General features: G+C 28.2%; 20 protein-coding genes and 1 other annotated feature. Of the genes, 15 read left to right on the plus strand and 5 right to left on the minus strand.

From position 1 onward, the window contains the following. Nucleotides 1-8: 8 nt before the first annotated feature. Together BN2920_RS05640 and BN2920_RS05645 are read left to right on the plus strand one after the other, a co-directional pair. Nucleotides 9-269: a hypothetical protein gene (locus BN2920_RS05640; RefSeq protein ID WP_058294037.1), complete on the plus strand. Its 261-nt coding sequence runs from the start codon at nt 9-11 to the stop codon at nt 267-269. A 257-nt stretch (nt 270-526) separates the two neighbouring features. Beyond that, entirely contained in the window at nt 527-880 is a 354-nt protein-coding gene (locus tag BN2920_RS05645; protein ID WP_058294038.1) for a hypothetical protein, read from the plus strand. Nucleotides 881-938: 58 nt separating this feature from the next. On the opposite strand, the gene pssA is transcribed toward BN2920_RS05645, so the two are convergent. Continuing rightward, nucleotides 939-1,460 (minus strand): CDP-diacylglycerol--serine O-phosphatidyltransferase, encoded by a 522-nt coding sequence (gene pssA / locus BN2920_RS05650; protein WP_058294039.1) that lies wholly within the window; start codon nt 1,458-1,460, stop codon nt 939-941. A gap of 237 nt (nt 1,461-1,697) precedes the next feature. Between pssA and BN2920_RS05655 the strand changes: the two genes are divergently transcribed. Together BN2920_RS05655 and BN2920_RS05660 are read left to right on the plus strand one after the other, a co-directional pair. Continuing rightward, entirely contained in the window at nt 1,698-2,576 is an 879-nt protein-coding gene (locus tag BN2920_RS05655) for a YegS/Rv2252/BmrU family lipid kinase (RefSeq protein ID WP_058294040.1), read from the plus strand. Between the two features lie 51 nt (nt 2,577-2,627). Continuing rightward, on the plus strand, nt 2,628-3,278 hold the full coding sequence (locus tag BN2920_RS05660; protein ID WP_058294041.1) for a hypothetical protein: 651 nt from the start codon (nt 2,628-2,630) through the stop codon (nt 3,276-3,278). Nucleotides 3,279-3,326: 48 nt separating this feature from the next. On the opposite strand, the gene BN2920_RS05665 is transcribed toward BN2920_RS05660, so the two are convergent. Next, nucleotides 3,327-3,875 carry a hypothetical protein gene (locus tag BN2920_RS05665; protein WP_058294042.1) on the minus strand — a complete coding sequence of 183 codons (549 nt, stop codon included), beginning with the start codon at nt 3,873-3,875 and terminating at the stop codon, nt 3,327-3,329. Between the two features lie 109 nt (nt 3,876-3,984). Next, complete coding sequence (locus BN2920_RS05670) at nt 3,985-5,946, minus strand: YgiQ family radical SAM protein (protein WP_058294043.1); 1,962 nt, start codon at nt 5,944-5,946, stop codon at nt 3,985-3,987. Between the two features lie 697 nt (nt 5,947-6,643). Between BN2920_RS05670 and BN2920_RS05675 the strand changes: the two genes are divergently transcribed. From BN2920_RS05675 to BN2920_RS05705, 7 genes are all read left to right on the plus strand, one after another. Next, nucleotides 6,644-7,891, plus strand: a complete 1,248-nt coding sequence (locus BN2920_RS05675; RefSeq protein WP_058294044.1) for a magnesium transporter — start codon at nt 6,644-6,646, stop codon at nt 7,889-7,891. A 103-nt stretch (nt 7,892-7,994) separates the two neighbouring features. Beyond that, nucleotides 7,995-8,233, plus strand: a binding site (T-box leader). 160 nt (nt 8,234-8,393) lie between these two features. After that, nucleotides 8,394-9,305 carry a cysteine synthase A gene (gene cysK, locus BN2920_RS05680; RefSeq protein ID WP_058294045.1) on the plus strand — a complete coding sequence of 304 codons (912 nt, stop codon included), beginning with the start codon at nt 8,394-8,396 and terminating at the stop codon, nt 9,303-9,305. A gap of 43 nt (nt 9,306-9,348) precedes the next feature. After that, nucleotides 9,349-9,939: a serine O-acetyltransferase EpsC gene (gene epsC / locus BN2920_RS05685; protein WP_058294046.1), complete on the plus strand. Its 591-nt coding sequence runs from the start codon at nt 9,349-9,351 to the stop codon at nt 9,937-9,939. Between the two features lie 10 nt (nt 9,940-9,949). Then, the gene (gene queG, locus BN2920_RS05690; protein WP_058294047.1) at nt 9,950-10,948 is read left to right on the plus strand and encodes a tRNA epoxyqueuosine(34) reductase QueG; all 999 of its coding nucleotides are present in this window, start codon (nt 9,950-9,952) and stop codon (nt 10,946-10,948) included. Between the two features lie 175 nt (nt 10,949-11,123). After that, on the plus strand, nt 11,124-11,828 hold the full coding sequence (locus BN2920_RS05695; RefSeq protein WP_058294048.1) for a lysophospholipid acyltransferase family protein: 705 nt from the start codon (nt 11,124-11,126) through the stop codon (nt 11,826-11,828). 12 nt (nt 11,829-11,840) lie between these two features. Next, on the plus strand, nt 11,841-12,479 hold the full coding sequence (gene nth / locus BN2920_RS05700; protein ID WP_058294049.1) for an endonuclease III: 639 nt from the start codon (nt 11,841-11,843) through the stop codon (nt 12,477-12,479). A 245-nt stretch (nt 12,480-12,724) separates the two neighbouring features. After that, on the plus strand, nt 12,725-13,633 hold the full coding sequence (locus tag BN2920_RS05705) for a D-alanine--D-alanine ligase (protein WP_058294050.1): 909 nt from the start codon (nt 12,725-12,727) through the stop codon (nt 13,631-13,633). 137 nt (nt 13,634-13,770) lie between these two features. On the opposite strand, the gene BN2920_RS05710 is transcribed toward BN2920_RS05705, so the two are convergent. Both BN2920_RS05710 and BN2920_RS05715 read right to left on the minus strand, forming a co-directional pair. Continuing rightward, nucleotides 13,771-15,234 carry a sensor histidine kinase gene (locus tag BN2920_RS05710; protein ID WP_058294318.1) on the minus strand — a complete coding sequence of 488 codons (1,464 nt, stop codon included), beginning with the start codon at nt 15,232-15,234 and terminating at the stop codon, nt 13,771-13,773. A gap of 10 nt (nt 15,235-15,244) precedes the next feature. Then, nucleotides 15,245-15,958, minus strand: coding sequence for a response regulator transcription factor (locus BN2920_RS05715; RefSeq protein WP_058294051.1), 714 nt, complete (start codon nt 15,956-15,958; stop codon nt 15,245-15,247). Nucleotides 15,959-16,204: 246 nt separating this feature from the next. Here BN2920_RS05715 and BN2920_RS05720 point away from each other — a divergent pair, with 246 nt between their 5' ends. The 4 genes from BN2920_RS05720 to BN2920_RS05735 all read left to right on the plus strand — a co-directional run bounded on the left by BN2920_RS05720 (nt 16,205) and on the right by BN2920_RS05735 (nt 20,314). After that, a complete protein-coding gene (locus BN2920_RS05720) occupies nt 16,205-17,149 on the plus strand; it encodes a glycoside hydrolase family 25 protein (RefSeq protein WP_058294052.1) in 945 nt (314 codons plus the stop codon). Between the two features lie 151 nt (nt 17,150-17,300). Continuing rightward, nucleotides 17,301-18,785, plus strand: coding sequence for a VanW family protein (locus BN2920_RS05725; RefSeq protein WP_058294053.1), 1,485 nt, complete (start codon nt 17,301-17,303; stop codon nt 18,783-18,785). Nucleotides 18,786-18,999: 214 nt separating this feature from the next. Next, nucleotides 19,000-19,461: a tRNA (cytidine(34)-2'-O)-methyltransferase gene (locus BN2920_RS05730; RefSeq protein WP_058294054.1), complete on the plus strand. Its 462-nt coding sequence runs from the start codon at nt 19,000-19,002 to the stop codon at nt 19,459-19,461. Nucleotides 19,462-19,477: 16 nt separating this feature from the next. Next, a complete protein-coding gene (locus BN2920_RS05735; protein ID WP_058294055.1) occupies nt 19,478-20,314 on the plus strand; it encodes a DegV family protein in 837 nt (278 codons plus the stop codon). Nucleotides 20,315-20,354: the final 40 nt, after the last annotated feature.

Raw genomic sequence — 20,354 nt, forward strand, 5'->3', positions numbered from 1 at the left:
GAATATAAATGTTTTTTAATTATCCAGATGAGTATAATGTTCAAGTGAGCTATTCTGATAACTTAATTGAGAAAAATAATAAAGAATCGGAAGGAATTGACACAGAAATTGAGGTGGAAAAAAGCTTATTAAGAGAATGTGATCCCTTTTCAGAGAAGGTGGAATCTAAAGAGAATAATCTAGAAAAATCAGATTGCAAAAGAAGAGAAAATATTTTTGAAGAATCAGATGAAGAATATATAAATAATGAAATAAAGTTGGATATATAAATGATTTTAATGAGAATTACTTATTAGTGATTCTCATTTATTTATATAAATAACTTGACTTGCGCACTAAATTGAGCAATTTTCCAAAATGGCTTAAAAGCAAGGGGGATTAAATATCAAAGAATAAAATATTGGCCTTTTGGTATATATATCCAAATCACTGCACAAGTCTAGTAAATAAAATAATATAATAATGGTATTTTATTAAAACAAATAAAATATAAAATAATTAGTAGATTAATTTTGGGAGAGGAAATATGAATTATAATGATCTGTTGGATAAGCAATATGTAGATATACAAAATTTGAGTAACTTATTGGGGAATTATGTGAATGCTTATAGATTATTAATAGCTGGAGCTGCTGATCTATACAGTATAAACATAGCAAAGAAAAGTGAAGTAAGGAAAGCAATAGAAAGAGCAGATGAATTAGGGGAATTAATAGATAAATTAATAAATACATTAGACAGATGTGGAACAGGGTACTTAAAATATTGTAAAGTTAAAAACAGCTATATTTCAGCAAATACAGAAAAAGATGGTATATTTACAGAAATAGATAATGAATTGAATTTTGAAAATTCATCAAACAGGGAAGAGGAAGAATGAAGGAATATATTTAAAAAGAACTCTATTTCATTTATGAAATTAGAGTTCTTTTTAAATATTAAAATTTTTTCAAACGAATTTTACTGATCATTAAATATGAACCTAAAATCATTAAAAACATAGGAATGATTTTAGGAAGAAATATATTTAAAGTAAGCAAATTATATAAAGCCATAAAACATCCTACAACTGTTATTGGTACTCCAGTAAAGCACCCATCAAACTGAACAGCATTAAATCTTGCAAGTCTGTACGCTCCACAAATAGGGAATAATAAAAGTAAAATAAGACCTAATAGTCCTTTTGGACCAAAGTTTTGAAAATCAAATAATATATATGTTAATATTGATGGTGCAACACCAAATGAAACCAAATCAGCTAGGGAGTCTAATTCTTTACCTAAATCACTAGACACATCTAAAAAACGAGCAATCCTACCATCGTATCTATCTACTAAACCAGCTAATAAAATAAAAATACATGCAAGAATGTAATTAAAGTTCATTGTTGATAAGATAGATATAACTCCGCAAGATAGATTGAGAAAGGTAAAAACGTTTGGAATACAACTTTTCCTCATAAAATCCTCCTAGAAATTAAAAACTACTTACAAAAAAATATTATACCATATAAATGCAAATAATATAAGACATTAAATAACTTTAAGATATTATTAATGTAATACTCATATTATTATATATAATATTGCAATCACCATCTTTTTATTCTCGACACTGTAATTTTTAAATGGTATAATAATTTTTATGTGGTAGGAAAAAGATGTAAATTAATAACTTTAGAGAGGAGAAATTCTTTTATGAAGAAGGTTAGATTTATTTATAATCCTTATTCGGGTGAAAATGGAATAATAGACGAAATAGATAATGTAATAAGAATACATCAAGACGTAGGAATGATTATTGTTCCATACAGAATAAAAAAAGGAAAGGATTTAAGTGAAGCTCTTGATATTGTAGATGACACTTATGCATATATATTAATTGCTGGAGGAGATGGAACTGTAGATTCAGTTGTTAATGCTATGGAACAGAGAAATATAAATCTTCCCATAGGAATTCTTCCTGTTGGAACGGCAAATGATTTTGGTAGCTTTCTTGGAATACCAAGTGATGTAGAAACTGCGTGTAAGCAGATCTTAAGCTCAAAACCAAAGCTTATAGATATTGGTAAAATTAATGAAAAATACTTCGTTAATGTTGCGAGCACAGGACTGTTTACAGATGTTTCTCAAAAGACTGATGTTAATTTAAAAAATACAATAGGGAAATTAGCATACTATTTAAAAGGGTTAGAGGAACTTCCTAATTTCAGAAGATTAAAGCTAAAACTTACATCTAAGGAATGCACTTTTGATGGAGAAATGTATTTACTGCTAGTATTTAATGGAAAAACTGCAGGCAACTTTAATTTAGCAACTGAGGCTGATGTTACAGATGGAAAACTTGATGTAATAATATTTAAGGCAATTCAAATAATAGAATTAATACCTCTGTTTATAAAGGTACTAAGAGGAGAACATTTAGACTCTGATAAGGTTGTATATTTTAAGACTGATGATTTGTATATAGAATCTAGCGAAGATATAGTTACTGATATAGATGGAGAGAGAGGCCCTGATTTTCCTTTAAGGATTCAATGTATTGAAAAAGGAATTAAAGTTTTAGGAATAAATTAATATAAACAATAATAAATATAAGTAACGAAATATTAGACGGGAGTGTAAAGTGTGAGTCTTGCGTATTATATATTTTTGTTACTTATAATTTTTTTATCCTTTTTAATGATAAAAAAGAATATAGATTATTCACCTAAAAAAATAAAAATTTATTTAACTATTGTAATAACATTATTTTTATTAAGAAATATAGCTTTATTATGTTTATGTTTAATTAAAAATAGTAACTTTTTATATTATTTAAAACTACTAGTATTTTTAGATTATATAACAATACCACTTATGATAATACCTATATCTTATGTTTATTTAAGAGCGGAAAAATTAAAATTTACTGGTAGTTATATTATAGCAGTTATAGTAGGGATAATATATGCAATTATATTGCACTTATCAAAAGTGACAATGGAAGTAAGTTATATTTATGGTTTTATAATAAGATTAGATAATGAGGTTACAATATCCATGCTTTCATTAATATTACTTGGAGTATTAATGATTATAAATGTAGTAATACTTGATAAACCATTTGTTAATAAAAAAGGAATATGGTTTGTTATATTAGCCATAGTGCTAGTTATGGCTGAGGAAGTAACAATACTTGGAGGAATTAAAGTATTTCCTTATTCAGTTAGTGGAGAATTAATATTTTTAATAATTATGAATTTTGTTATTAACGGATTCAAAAAAATTAATAAGTAAAAAAGTCACCATACAGATTTATAACAAATAAATCTGTATGGTGACTTTTTATGCAAATGCAGTATTATAATCAGCTAATTTCCCTGAATATACTAAATCAACATCTGATGATTCGGCTAAATCACAAAAGTCATATGGTCTTATTAAAGTAAAATGTTTATTAAATTTTACAGACTCTGATTGTTCTAGTACGTACGCAACAAATTGAGAACAAACATAGTGATTAGGTCTGTGATATGGTATGTTAAATAACATGGCTACAAGACCAGCAAAGTTATAATGATATTTATTTCCGTTTCTTTCGAATTCACGTATTTCTCTTTGTAATTTTCTATATTGTTTGTTTGTAATAGATATACGGTATATTTGGCATACTGTATTATCATGGAGCTTATAAATTCCTTCATTTATATTTTCTTTAACGAATCCTGCAATTAGTGGAATATATAAGTTCTGTCTGGCAAAGCTATATAAAGAATTTAAATCTTCATCAAGTGCTATAGAAGCATGATTATAAGGTGCACGCGTAAAAAATTGTAATATTTTAGAGCAGTTAGTTCCAGTTTGGCTAACCATAATATAAATATTTCTTTTCACCCATCATTCCCCGTTTCTTATAAATATTAAATACTATTAATTACAAATTATTATAAAACATGCATCTTAAATGTTTCTTAACAAATAATAAAAAAACATTTAATAATTATCAATTAAATCTAGAATTATTTTTTTTTGAATTAGATTTTTTGAAATTACTATTTTTATTTTTAGAGTATTTTTTGGAATTGCTCTTTGCTGTATTGGAATTCCCCTTTGCTATATTCGTAGAAGAATTAAGTTTATTTTTTCCTTGATATCCCTGTTTTTTGGGAGCATATCCAATTAGGCAAGCTTTACTATTTCCAATTAAGTCTTCTCTGTGAGCAGCAATTAAAGCTTTTTTTACTTTTTCATAATTTTTTGGTACAGCAAATTGTATTAGAGCCCTTTGCATATCTTTTTCACTTTGAGTTTTAGGAACATATACTTTTTCACCTGTAATAGGATTAACGCCTGTATAATAAATAGTCGTTGAAAGACTTCCAGGAGTAGGATAAAAGTCTTGAACCTGTTCAGGTGTATATCCCATATGTTTAACGTATTGTGCAAGCTCAATTGCAGCGCTTAAATCTGAACCAGGATGAGAAGACATCAAATAAGGCACTAAAAATTGATTTTTATTCAGTTGTTTATTTATCTTAAAATATTTATTAACAAATTTATCATAAACGTCCCTTGTAGGTTTACCCATTTGATTTAAAACTCTAGGAACAACATGTTCAGGAGCAACTTTTAATTGACCGCTTATATGATGTTCACATAATTCCTTGAAAAAAGCATCATTATTATCATGAATTAAATAATCATATCTGATTCCAGAACGTACGAATACTTTCTTTATTCCAGGTAGTTTTCTTATTTTTCTTAAAAGTGATAAGTATTCAGTATGATCTATAATTAAATTTTTACAAGGAGAAGGGAACATACATTGTTTAGTTTTGCATGTGCCATGAATTTCTTGCTTTTTACATGCTCTATGCCTAAAGTTGGCAGTTGGACCTCCAACATCATGTATATATCCTTTAAAATCAGGTAAAGTAGTAAGTAGTTCCGCTTCGTCAATTATAGATTCCTGACTTCTATTTTGGATTACTCTTCCTTGGTGAAAAGTTAATGCACAGAAAGAACAAGAACCAAAACAGCCTCTATGACTAGTTATAGAAAATTTAACTTCAGTTATAGCAGGAATTCCACCTTTTTCTTCATATATAGGATGATATGTTCTTGTATAAGGTAAATTATAAGTTTCATCCATTTCTTCTTGTGTAAGATTTTCTTGTGGTGGATTTTGTACCAGATATCTATCTCCATATTGCTGAATTATGGTCCTTCCAAGAATGGAATCCTGTTCGTAATATTCTAATTTATATGCTTCATTATAAGCATTTTTATCAGTAGATACTTTTTCAAACGATGGGACTATCACAGGTTTATTAATATGTGAAATATCTTTAGTTATATAACAAGTTCCTCGAATATTATCCATATTCTGTATATGCCCACCATATCTAAATAAATCAGCAATCTGTACGATTGTTTTTTCACCCATTCCATACATTAGAAGATCAGCTTTTGAATCTAATAGTATACTTCGTCTTACTTTATCATCCCAATAGTCATAATGAGCAAATCTTCTAAGGCTTGCTTCTATACCGCCAATAGCTATGGGAATATCTTTATAAGCTTCTCTAATTCTATTACAGTAAACAATAACGGCTCTATCAGGTCTATGTCCAGCTTCACCACCAGGAGAATAGAGATCATCTCTTCTTTTCTTCTTTGCAGATGTGTAGTGGTTTACCATAGAATCAATATTACCTGAATTAACTAAAAAGGCATATTTTGGACATCCTAATCTTTTGAAGTCATCACAATTATGCCAATTAGGCTGAGCAATTATACCAACATTAAAACCTTGAGCTTCAAGTGTTCTACCAATAATAGCAGTACCAAAAGAAGGATGATCAACATAAGCATCACCTGTTACAATTATAAAATCTAATTGTTCTATACCTTTACGTTTCATATCATCCTTGCTTATAGGTAAAAATTCTTTGCAAAGCTTCATATATATTAACTCCAATTCTTTATTATATTAATTAAGATATATTAAAAAAATAACTAGTTATTATACTAGCTATTTTTCTATTCATTAACAGATTTCAGTTTAACATACGGATGTTAATTTTACAAATATTTAAAGAAAGTAAAATTTGGATGATAATTTAAGTATTTTCAGAATTTATAAGATAATATATATTCATTTTTATAATAAAATATATGCAATAATTAATTTTTAAAGAAAAGCAAAAATTTGTTGCCTTTTTGAAGCTATATAATATAATAATTAAGAAAGAATAAATACTTAAATTTAATTATAAAATTTCTATTGAAGGAATATTTAAATTTATTTAGTATAAGTTTATAAAATATGAGTTAAAATTTATATTTATTTATTGCAAGTTATAATTATGAGTTTTAAATTGTGAATCATGAATTGTAAATTATAAATTGATAAAGGATGGTGTATCAAAAAATGGAGGAAGGACCTCAGAATATTAATTATCATACGGCAAAAACTAAATATATTCAGAGAGAGCTCATTTATTTGAAATGCACTAAATCAGCATTATTTATTTAACTTATAAAATATGAAAGTTTTGGAAATAATTATGCTGATTATGTATAAAATATATACATATAAATGTGGATAATTTCGTATTTAATGACTTCTTTCTGTGAATAAAAAAGGAGGAATCTAAATTATGAAATTATCTACATTCCTATATTCTATTATTTTAGGGAAAAAGGTATATGATGAATTTGGCGATGTCTTAGGAAGTCTAAAAGATATTTATGTTACTACAGAAGATGGATATCCACGTGTTATTGGTTATAAATTAAAAAAAGATGGAGTGACTTTCCATTATGAATTTAAATATATAGAATTTAATGAGAAAGATGGTAAAGTAAAAATTAAAACTAGAGGAAGTAAAGAAATACTTCCTATGAGATATAGCTATCTACTTTCAGAGAATTTATTAGATAAAAAAATAGTAGATATCAATGGGAAAAAAGTTGTAAGTGTTAATGATTTAAGAATAGCAAAAATAGCTGGTGAATATAGGGTAATAGGAGTAGAAGCGGGTCCACTAGCAAAATATAGACGTTTAGGTATAGGTGGATTAGCTAAATTTATATTTAAACTTTTTAGAAAAGATACTACTGATAAGATGCTACGATGGGACGATGTTGAATCTTTAGAAATGGTAGATAATAATTTAAAGATTAACTTGCCATATAAAAAGTTATCAACACTTCACCCCGCTGATCTTGCAGACATACTAGAAGAATTAGACTCAACATCAAGAAAACAGGTATTAGAATCATTAGATGAAGACTTAGCAGCAGACACATTAGAGGAAATAGATTCAGAATATAAATCAGAGATAATAAAGGAATTATCAGATAGTAAGGCAGTTGAAGTTTTAGAGAATATGCCTAACGATGAGATTGCAGATTTATTAGATGATTTGAATGAAGAAGAAAGAGAAAAAATATTATTAAATTTGGAGCGAGAAGATGCAGAAGAAGTAAAAGAACTTTTAAATTATGAAGATGAAACTGTTGGAAGCATAATGAGTAAGGAGTTTATTTCAGTAAATCTGGATATAACAGTTGGTGAAACAATCGATATATTAAAAGAAATGCAGCCAGATGAAGAGGTTATGTATTATATCTATATAACTGACAAAGATGAGCAGATTCAAGGTGTAGTTCCAATACGAGATTTAATTATAAATGATTCAGAGATCAAAATAAAAGAAATAATGGATGAAACTGTGTCAAGAGTGAGATTTGATGATGAAATTAACAAAGTTATTAAAGTAGCTGCGAAGTATCATTTGAATTCTGTTCCAGTAATTGATGCAGATGAAAAATTAATTGGGATTGTAATTATTCACGATTTAATAGATGAGTTTCTTTATCCACTTTGGAAAAAGAAAAATTAATATTTATGGAAAAAAATACTTGATAAGGTGTTGACCTTTTTTTATATAAGTCATATAATGAATATATAAAGTTTATCAGAACACTCGGAATAAAAAATTAAGAATAAAGACTATGAAAAAGGAAAGTAACATAAAGGAATGTTAACAGAGAGAAAAGAAGGCTGAGAACTTTTCATCAGAAATTTATGTGAAGTGCCCTTTGGAGTTGAAATCAGAATATAAGAGTATGATTCTCCGGATTCACCCGTTATAGTGATATAGCATAATAATGTGCTGAAACCAAAGAGGAATTATTAATTTAATTCAATTAGAGTGGAACCGCGGATTTACTTCGTCTCTATAGTTTTATAGCGACGGGGTTTTTTTATATACATTTATAAAAGTTAATTCACAGGTTTTATGATTAAAACATAAATTTTCATGCATGATAATTTAAAAACACTTAAGATTAAAGCAATTAAATAGATTTAAAATAAGTATAAAATAGTAGGAGGACAAGCGTATGATTTATAATGGAGTATTAGAATTGATAGGAAAAACACCAATTTTAAAGGTGAACAATTTAGTGAAGGATGACAATATCGCAGATATATATGTTAAATTAGAAAAGTTTAATCCAGGTGGAAGCGTAAAAGATAGAGCTGCACTAGGAATGATAGAAAAAGCTGAAAAAGAAGGATTATTAAAGCCGGGATCTACTATAGTAGAGCCAACAAGTGGAAATACAGGTATAGCATTAGCCCTTATAGGAAAATTAAAAGGCTATAAAGTAATAATAGTAATGCCAGAGACAATGAGTAAGGAAAGAAGAGATTTAATTAAAGCTTATGGGGCAGAACTTGTTTTGACAGAAGGCGCAAAAGGAATGAAAGGTGCCATCGAGAAAGCTATAGAAATAGGTGTCGGGGATGAGTATTTTATACCACAACAATTTGAAAATATAGCTAATCCAGAAAAGCATTATGCAACAACTGCAGAAGAAATATTTACTGATATTCCAGATTTAGATGCAGTGATTGCAGGAGTAGGAACTGGTGGAACAATTACTGGTGTAGCTAAAAATCTTAAAAAGAAAAATTCAGCCATAAAAGCAATTGCAGTTGAACCAGATGCTTCACCAGTATTAAGTGGCGGAAATCCAGGCGGCCATAAGATACAAGGAATAGGCGCAGGATTTATTCCAAGCATATATGAAAAAGAATTTATCGATGAAGTAGTAAGAGTAAAAGACACAGATGCTTTTAAAACTGCAAAAGCTTTTGCAGATAAAGAGGGTGTATTAGTTGGAATCTCAAGTGGTGCTGCTATATATGCAGCAATAGAATTAGCTAAAAAACTTGGAAAGGGTAAAAAAGTGTTAGCAATTGCACCAGATGGTGGAGAAAAATATATATCAATGGGATTATATGAGTAATATTATTACCACAAACTGAATTTATTGAAGGAGAGGAAGGAACTTGTTTAAACGACTCAATTATGACCTAGAAAGAATATTAAAAGAAGACCCGGCTGCAAAGAGTAAATTAGAAGTATTATTTTTATACCCTTGTGTGCATTCAATTATAGCATATAGATTAACACATTTTTTATATAAGCATAAATTATTTTTCTTAGCAAGATTGATTTCACAGCTATCTAGATTTTTTACAGGTATAGAAATTCATCCAGGGGCCAAAATAGGAAAAGGACTATTTATAGACCACGGTATGGGAGTTGTAATTGGTGAAACAGCTGAAGTTGGAGATAATGTAACTATTTATCATGGAGTAACTCTAGGTGGTACGGGAAAGCATACTGGAAAGAGACATCCTACAATTGGAGATAATGTGCTGATAGGAACTGGAGCCAAGGTACTTGGGCCTATTATAGTTGGAAATAATGCTAAGATAGGAGCTAATTCGGTTGTTCTCCACAATGTTCCAGAAGGTGCAACAGCTGTTGGAATTAGAGCAAAAAATATAGTGAAAGCTAAGTCTAATTCAAGTATAATTGAAATAAGTGATTTAAAAGGTCGCCGTAAAAAAATATTTAATGATATGGTTATTTAGAGGAGTTAAAGTGGGAGTAAAAGAAGACATTATTAATTATTGTTTTTCATTAGGTATAAATTCAGTAGGTTTTATAAGATGTAGAAGGTTTGAAGAATTGGAAGGCTTTTTTAAAGAAAGAAAAGCTTTGAACTTAGAAAATGAATTTGAAGAAAAAAATATAGACCTTAGAATAGAAGGCAGGGAATGGTTTAAAGAGGGAAAGACTATAGTTTCTATAGCTTTCCCTTATCTTTCTTTAAATATAGATAATAGAATAGATAATGGATTTTCACTTTATACTAGAGGAAGTGATTATCATTATGTTGTAAATAAGTATTTGAAGAATATAATAGATATAATCGAAAATTATGGTGGGAAGGCAAAGGCTTTTGTGGATAGTAATACACTTCCAGAAAGATATTTAGCTTATATTTCTGGAGTTGGATTTATAGGAAAGAATAATATGATAATAACAAAGGAATATGGATCATATGTTTTTTTAGGTGAAGTTATAACAGATTTAGAATTTTATGAAGAAGATAAACGAAGTTTTGAAGAAATTAATCTTTTTAAAGAATGTGGAGATTGTACTATATGTTATAGTGAATGCCCAACCAAATCGATTAATAGTATAAAGAAAAATTGCAATATTTGCTTATCATACATAACACAAAAAAAAGAACTTGAAGATTGGGAAATTAAGAAGCTGGATGGCAGAGTTTTTGGTTGTGACAGCTGTCAATTGAAATGCCCATACAATAAAAAAGCAAAATTATCATCAATAAGAGAGTTTGATAGCTTAGAGTTTATGAATGATAATAACGAAGATTTTATTATAAATATGGGAAATGCTGAGTTTAAAAATAGCTTTAAATTAACATCCTGTGGCTGGAGAGGAAAGAATATTTTAAAAAGAAATGCTTTAATAAGAAAGCAATTATATTTAAAAGATAATATGCAACATAAAAAATTTGAATCTCCATATCTACAGAAATATCTGGAAAAATTAGTGTTGAAAAATGAATAGGGATAACTTATAGTGTTATTATAGGATAAACTACATTATATAGTATTAAAAATGAATTTATACAATATTATAGTAGTGTCATATAGTTATATATAAAAATTGCACGAAAGTATAAAAGAATATATAATGTAAATAGTGTAAATTTAATATGTTTATTTTAGAAAGGCTGATTAGAATGTTATCACCAATTACAGTTAAAATAATAGGAATGCTGCCAGAAGGATTTGTAATAAAAGTTGCTAAAAGCATTGCTAATGGTTATATAAAAAAATATGCTAACATTAAAATTGAAGGATTGGATAATATAGATAAAGTCAAAAAACCAAGAATATTTATATGCAATCATCTTAGTAATTCAGATGGATTAATTTTATCTAAAATACTTAAGGAAAAAAGTGATCCAACATTTGTTGCAGGAGTAAAGTTATCTGATGATCCAATAACTAATCTTGGAACTAAGATTGTGAAAAATATAGGGATAAAACCAAATTCTGCTGATAAAGAAGCTATTACTAATATTGTTAAGGTTTTAAAGGGCGGAGAAGATATTTTGATATTTCCAGAAGGAACAAGAAGTAGAACTGGAGCTATGATAGAAGGGAAAAAAGGAATACTTCTTTTTTCAAGAATGTCTAAAGCTGAAATAATTCCAATTGGAATGAGTGGAACCGACAAGTTGCTACCAATCAGTGAAGATGGAGATATGGGAAGAGAAAAATGGTATCATGCAGATGTTACTATAAAAATAGGAGAGAAAGTAGAATTTCCTCCAAGAGAAAAAGATGAGGATAGACATGCATACGAAGATAGATGTATGGACACACTAATGAGAAGTATAGCTAAACTTTTACCAGAAAGCTATAGAGGTGTTTATAAATAAGGAGAATTTATAATGAAAGCAAGGACAAAAAAAATTGTAGAGATATTAAAAGAGACATATCCAGATGCTAAGTGTGAATTAAATTATGAGACACCACTTCAATTGCTTGTAGCTACAATTTTGTCTGCACAAACTACAGATAAAAAGGTCAATGAAGTAACTGAAGGTTTATTTAAAGATTATCCTGATTTAGATGCTTTTCTTACAATAACAAACGATGAACTTGAAGAAAGAATAAAACAAATAGGTTTATATAGAAATAAGGCTAAGAATCTTATAATGATGTTTAATCAAGTTAAAGAGAAATTTAATGGTGAAGTCCCTCAAACAATGGAAGGAATAACTTCTCTTGCGGGAGCAGGCAGAAAGACAGCAAATGTTGTTTTGTCAAATGCATTTGGAGTTCCATCAATAGCAGTAGATACTCATGTGTTTAGAGTATCTAATAGATTAGGATTAGCTAATTCAGAGAGCGTGTTAGAAGTTGAAAAGCAACTTCAAAAGGAGTTACCTAAAAAAGAATGGTCGCTTATGCATCATATGTTAATATTTCATGGAAGAAGATGTTGTACAGCTAGAAATCCTAAGTGTAGTGAATGTCCACTTAATAAAGAATGTAAATATGATAATAAAACAAGAACAAAAAAATAACAATTTTCTTTTATAATAAAAATTATATATTTTGAAATTGTAAGCTGAAAAAATCCACCACTAATTTTATTTTATAAATTAGTGGTTCTTTTTTTTACAATAGATTTTAGTAAAATATATATAAAGATAGTTATTTTAATAATTGATATAAACACAAATTATGATTAAAATTAATAATTGATATAAGCACAGATTATAATTAAAACTATACAATTAGATCAAATATAAATTTTGGAGGTATTTTTATGAAAATTGGAGTAATAATGGGCGGTATATCATCAGAAAGAGAAATTTCATTAAAAAGTGGTATGTCTATAGTTGAAAATATTGATAAAGAAAAGTATGATGTTGAATCAATTATAATAGATAAAAAAGAAGATATAATAAATAAGGTTAAAGGTATAGATTTTGCTTTATTAGCATTGCATGGAAAATTTGGAGAAGATGGAACAGTTCAGTCGGTGCTTCAAACACTAGGAATAGCATACTCAGGCTGTGGTCCTTTAAGCAGTGCAATGTGCATGGATAAGGATGTAACAAAATCAATGTTGAAATCAGCGGGAATAAGAACAGCACCATGGATTAATTTAAGAGAAGATGATAATGTTGATTATGATGAAATAAATAAATTAGGTTATCCAGTTGTAGTTAAGCCAACACATGGAGGATCTAGTGTAGCTACATTTATTGTAAAAGAGGAAAAACAAATTGAGGAATGCGTAGCAGAAGCATTTAAATGGGATAATGAAGTTATGATTGAGAAATTCATTAAAGGTGACGAAATAACATGCCCAGTATTTGCAGATAAAATGATGCCAGTAATAGCTATTAAACCTAAAAAAGGTGAATTCTTTGATTTTACATCAAAATATGAGGATGGCGGTTCAGAAGAAATTGTGGTTGAGCTAGAAAAAAGCTTACATGAAGAAGTAGAAAAAATGGCTTTGGAAACTTATAAAGCTTTAAAATGTGAAGTTTATTCTAGAGTTGATATGATTGTTACAAGCGAAGGAACACCTTATATATTAGAAGTAAATACATTACCAGGTATGACTAAGAATAGTTTAATTCCTAAAAGTGCAGCAGCATTAAATATAGGATTTACTCAATTAATTGATATGATAATTCAGGATTCATTAAAAGTGCAAAGATAATCTAATTTAAATGATCAATTCTCAATATTTAATTTTCAATGAAAGATAATTCTTAAAAGAAAAATTTATAGTATCTATAAATCACTTTAGAATTTTAGAGGTCATTGATAATTGATAAGTGAAAATTGATCATTTTTTTAAAGTTTTAGTTTTATATAAAAATTAATGTTATTACCTATTGATTGAGCCCAAATAGCACCGCCATGCAATTCAACAATATTTTTTGATATGGCAAGACCTAGACCGGATCCCCCAGTATTAGAATTTCTAGATTCATCAGTTCTGTAAAACCTATCGAAAAGTTTATCAGCTTTTTCCTTAGGAATATGCTCTCCTTTATTTCTAAAAACTATCATTGCATAGTTATTATCTTCATATAGTGCGACTATTATTTCTCCAGGTTTATATGAATACTTAATAGCATTAGTTAATATATTTTCAAATACCCTAAGCATTTTTAAAGTATCCATTGAAACAATTAGCTTCTCATTTTCAAATTTTTTATAAACAGTGAGATTATTTTCATCAAGTATTGGAAAAAACTCTTCTAAAAGCTGAGATAAAAATTCAGAAAGATTAACGCTACTTTTAGAAAGTGATATACCATCGTTGTTTAACTTTGTATATTCAAATAAATCTTCAATAAGTAATTTTAATCTTTCAGCTTTTGAAAATGCAATGTTTAAGTATTCACGCATCTCTTCTTCATTTTTATATCTATTATCTATTACAAGACCTAAGTATCCCATAACAGATGTTAATGGAGTCCTAAGATCATGAGATACATTTGTGATTAGATCAGTTTTTGTTTTTTCAGCTGCTCGTTCAGCTTGAATTTTTTCTCCTATTTCTTTTGCCATATTATTTATATTATAGGCTATATTCCTGATTTCATCATCGCCTTTTTCTTTTATTCTATAATCTAAATTACCATTTGCAATTATTTTTAATCCAGAAGCAATTTCATCTAGATATTTCATCTTATGATTGGTTATAATAACAAAACTTATAATGAAAACAATAAAAGTAAGAAGCAATGCGAAATGTGAATTGGAAACATTGACAACATTATAAGTTATTGTGGCTTCAGGAAGTTTTGAGTATATTAAATAAATTCTTTCGTCATTAATTTTAAGTGGCATTATATAATTTTTTTCTTTAGGCATATTTGCGCTTTCGTAATTAACATTTGTCATAGCATTTTTTAAAGCTGTATAAATATCAATAGAATCTTCGGCTACATTCGTGGTTTTAAAAAGAATTTTACCATCTAAATCTGTTATATAACACTTAGCGTTATCAGAATATTTATTTAATTCACTTTCTATAATTTCTTTATCAGAGAGTGTTAAATTTTCTTTACTTTCTATATTTTTTAAAAGATCGTTTGCTTGTCGCTCTATTGAATCATAATCATAAGTGATTTGAGGCTCTGTATATTCTCTTTTAAGAATATTATTAGTAAAGTTATAAAAAAGAAACGATATTAAAAAACATATAGCAACAACAAACATAAGCTCAAACTGAATAGATTTTTTTATTTTGTTTTTGAGTTCATCCAATAAAGTATTCAGTGAAGGGATCCTTTTAAATTTATCGATTAGTTTCTTTTTATTTTTCAACTTTATAGCCAACCCCCCAAACGGTTTTAATAAATCTTGGATTTCTTGGATCTTGCTCTATTTTTTCTCTTATCTTTCTTATATGAACCATAACAGTATTATCAGAAGCCATAAATTCTTGATTCCATACGCTCTCATAAATGTTTTCTATTGAAAAGACTTTACCACGATTTTTAGCAAGCAGTGAAAGAATATCAAATTCAGTTGGAGTGAGCCTAAGAATTTCTTCATTCAATATTACTTCATGTGTCTCTAAGTTAATGATTAAATCATCTATTTGAATTATATTTTCATTAACTTTAGAAATATCATTTAAAGTTTTATTGTTTGTAAATTTATGAAATCTCCTTAATTGTGATTTTACTCTTGCAATAAGTTCTAATGGATTGAATGGTTTGGTTAAGTAATCATCGGCTCCCATATTCAAACCCAGAATCTTATCTATGTCTTCACTTTTAGCAGATAACATTATTATTGGCATTTCTCTTATTTCTCTTATTTTTAAACATGTTTCAATTCCATTTAATTTAGGCATCATAACATCTAGAATTATTAAGTCTATTTGATTTTTTTCAAGAAGAACTAAAGCTTCTTCCCCATCAGCAGCTTGTAGTGTATTATAGCCTTCGCCTTTAAGATATATTTCAACTAAATCTCTAATCTCTTTTTCATCATCTACAATTAAAATATTTTCTTTATCCATAAAATCATCTCCTATAAATAATAATATACATATTTCTATATTAATAACAATTTAATTGGTATTCATGTATAAATATATTTTAAACTGAAGACCTTAATATATCTAACAAAAGTTCTTAATATTTTATAAATTATTTTAGAATTTACGGCTTTAAAATATACATGAAAATTATAGATAAAAGTATTCACAAATTTAAATATATATGAATATTTTATATATTAGAAAAGTATTATTTGTGGAGGAAATATGCAAGATAAAAATTCTAAAAGTCTATTTGGTATTGATATAAATGAATATACTCAAAATGTTCAGTTTAATATCTTAGCAACTAAAATAGATTTTTTATATTTAAGAGCTTCAGGTTCAGGAAGTGGAAGATTTAGAACAGATAGAAAATTTTTACAATATGCAGTAGAATCTAGAAATTATGGTATACCAGTAGGCGCATATCATTTTGCTGTTCCATCTTATGATTTGACTACTGCAGATAATCAATGTGATGATTTTATTGATGTATTACAACAAGGTTTTGGAGAACGAGATTATGGAGATTTAATGCCAGTATTAGATGTGGAAGTACCTGTGGATACAGCAGAAATTTCAACAACAGCATTAATAAATTGGATAGATAGGTTTAGAAAAAGGTTTGAAAAGCAAACAAGAAGAAGATTAATGCTTTATACGGGACTATTTTTTATAGAATTATATAATAACTTTTATATTCAAGGAAGAGGATATCCATTAAAGAATATGCCTTTATGGTTTGCTATGTACACTAATGTACCAACTAATCCTGCAGTTCCTCCAGATATAGGGGGATGGACTAGATGGAGAATTTGGCAGTATAGCGAAAATCAAATAGTCCAAGGAGTTGGTAATCCAGTGGATGCTAACTGGGGACCTAACAGTATAGATTTATTAACACAACCAGATGATGTGAAAGGGCTAAAGGCCAGATTGGAAAATGGCAACATATATGTAAGTTGGAACAGGAATGAAGATACTGATTTATTGGGATATAATATCTTTGTTAATAACGAATGGGTAGCAACTGTTGATAAAGATGATACAAGTTACATTATAAATAAAAATAAATTTAAAATACCTAAGCCGGGAAATATTTCTGTAACAATAGAGGCATTCGATTATGATGGAGAAACATCAAAAAGAAGAGCTAAAGTAATGCTATAATTATATGTTTATTGTATTTTGACTGATATATTTTTATATCATATATCAGTCGAAATATGATATAATATTGTAGCATTGATGAAAAATATACATAATATAAATTATCATCAAATTTTTAATATAAATATTTTATGAAAGGAGGAAAATTTGCGTGGGGAGAAATAGAAGTAAAAAGAAAAGATCAAATAATAATGCTAATGATGTAAAAAGAAAAGTTATTACTGTTATGCTTGCTATAGTTATCGTTGGAGCTGTTTGCTTATCAGCATATACATTGGCTACAAAAAAAGTAGTTGGAAAATGGGAAGATAAAGTATATCCAGGAATCACTATAGATAATATAGATATTGGTGGTATGTCAAAAGAAGAAGCAAAAGCAAAGTTAGAAGAACATCTAAAAAGTGAAATAGCTAATAAGAGTTTACACATAAAAGTTAAAGATCAAGATTTCGAACTTATTTATTCAGATATTAATCCACAATATGATATTAATGATGCAGTTGAACAGGCATTTAAATTTGGAAAAGATCATGGTGTTTTAGAAAAATATTCTATAATTAAAAAGGGAGAGGTTCAACAAGTACCTATTAACTTTACATATGATGAAGAAAAACTAAAAGAATTTGAAAAAACAATAGAGGATAAAGTTAATGTAAAACCCAAAAATGCCCAAATAAATATTTCTAATGGAAATATTTCCGTTGAAAGTGAATCTGATGGAAAGTCTATAAATATTGATGAGTTGGATTCAAAAATAAAAGAAGCACTTAAATCAAATACAAATGAAACAATACAATTAGAATTAGAAACTACAAAAGCAAAAATCACAGCAGAAGAGTTATCAAAAATTACTGGTCCTATGGGAAGCTATTCTAGTTCTTATGGAACTTCAGCACCTGGGAGATCTACTAATATTGAGTTAGCAACTAAGAGTATTAACGGTACTATACTTATGCCAGGAGAGGTTTTTAGTTTTAATGATGTAGTTGGAGATAGATCAGTAGAAAGAGGATATCAAGAAGCAGGAACTTATGTAGGTAATAAGGTAGAGCCAGGAATTGGTGGCGGAATATGTCAAGTATCATCTGCATTATATAGAGCTGCGATGAGAGCTAATATAAGATCAACAGAAAGAACTAATCATTCTATGGTGGTTGGATATATGGAACCAGGATTAGATGCAACTGTAGCTTATGGATACTTAGATTATAAGTTTAAGAATACATATGACTTTCCTATATATATAGAAGGAATAACAGCAGGTAAAGTTGTTACATATACAATATATGGAGATCCATCTGCATTAAATGGAAAAAAATATGATATGACAAATGAAATTCTTGAAGTGCATCCACCTGAAACTAAAGAAGTTCTTGATCCTAACCTTCCAGAAGGCGAACGCGTAGATGAAGGTGGGGCCATGACTGGATATAAAGTCAACTCATATCAAATAACATATGAAAATGGAGCTGAGATTAGCAGAGAGCTTATATCAACTGATAATTACGCTAAAGTTGATTCAATTGTGAAAGTAGGAACTATGAAGGCAGAAAAAGAAGAGGCTACAGAACCATTAGAGCCACCAGCTGTAGGCCAAATATCAGAAGAAAATCAAATGCCTCCAGAAGTTAATTAGTTAAATCAATATAAGAAATATAGAAGAGCATATGGATCTATGAGAAATTTATAACATAAATATACATAGTCAATATGCTTTTTTATTTTATTATAAATCAATATACTAATAAAGTTTAGAATTTTTGACTTGTATTAAAGCATATAGTATAATTTTTAAATGAAATAATCAGCCTAACAATATATAGTTAAAAGAATTTAAAGAAGGTGAAGTTTTGAATTTTAATATAGTTCTATATCAACCAGAGATACCACAAAACACAGGGAATATTGCAAGAACTTGTGTGTTAACACAAAGTAAGTTACATTTAATAAAGCCATTAGGATTTGATATAAATGAAAAACAAGTAAGAAGAGCAGGATTAGATTATTGGAACGAACTTGATTTAGAAATACATGAAAGTTATGAGGATTTTCTTGCTAAGTATGGAGATAGGAGAATATTTTTATCAAGTACTCATGCAGAGAAACATTATGATGAAGTTGAATATAAAGATGGTGATTTCATAATGTTTGGAAGGGAATCAAGTGGTGTTCCAGAAGTTGTTCATAATAATCATGAAGGATTTAGAGTACCAATGGTAAAAACAAGCACTAGAAGTTTAAATCTATCTAATACTGTAGCTATTGTAGCATATGAGGCATTAAGGCAAATTGGATTTCCAAATATGAAATAGAAGAGGAATGAGGCAGATGGAAAAAATAAAGATTATTACAGATAGTACTGCAGATTTACCTAAGGAAGTATATGAAAAATATGATATAGAAGTTTTACCCTTACTAATAAATTTTGGAGAAGAAAGTTACTTGGATGGAGTAGAAATAACCCCAGAAGTGTTATTTGAAAGAATTGAAAAAGAAGGAAGTCTTCCTACAACAGCGCAAGTTATACCAAATAGATTTATGGATACGTATAAGAAGTATCTAGATGATGGGTATAAAATTATATCTATTCATATTTCTTCAGCAATGAGCGGAACATATCAATCAGCATGTATAGCAAAAGATACATTAGAGTCAGAAGAGATTTTTGTTATTGATTCTAAAAATGTTACTGCTGCACTTGGAATGTTAGTATTAAAAGCTGCTATCCTTAAAGAAAATGGATATGGAACTAAAGAAATAGCAGAAGAATTGGAGAAAATAAAATTCAATATTAAGAGTTCAATTCTTTTTGAATCATTAGATAACCTTGTTAGAGGTGGAAGAATATCTAAAACAGCTGGAATTGTAGGAAGCGTGTTAGGAATAAAATTAATTCTTGAAATTAAAGATGGTCTTATGTCAGTAAAAGATAAAATAAGAGGAAGTAAAAAGGCAATTAAGAAGATAATAAGTGATTTGGAAAGTAATGATTTAGATAATGATGTTCCAGTAATATTGATTGAGGTAGATAATCCAGAAGTTACAAATGCGTTAGAAACATATTTGATTGAAAACAAGGTTAATTATATTTTATCACCAGTTGGAACAACAGTATGTATTCATTCTGGACGTAAATGTTGCGGATTAGTGTTTTTAAATAAATAATTAAAGTAGAGTATAAAATCCTAGTTATATTAAAATATTA

Source organism: Clostridium neonatale (genome assembly GCF_001458595.1).
GTDB classification, from domain to species: domain Bacteria; phylum Bacillota; class Clostridia; order Clostridiales; family Clostridiaceae; genus Clostridium; species Clostridium neonatale.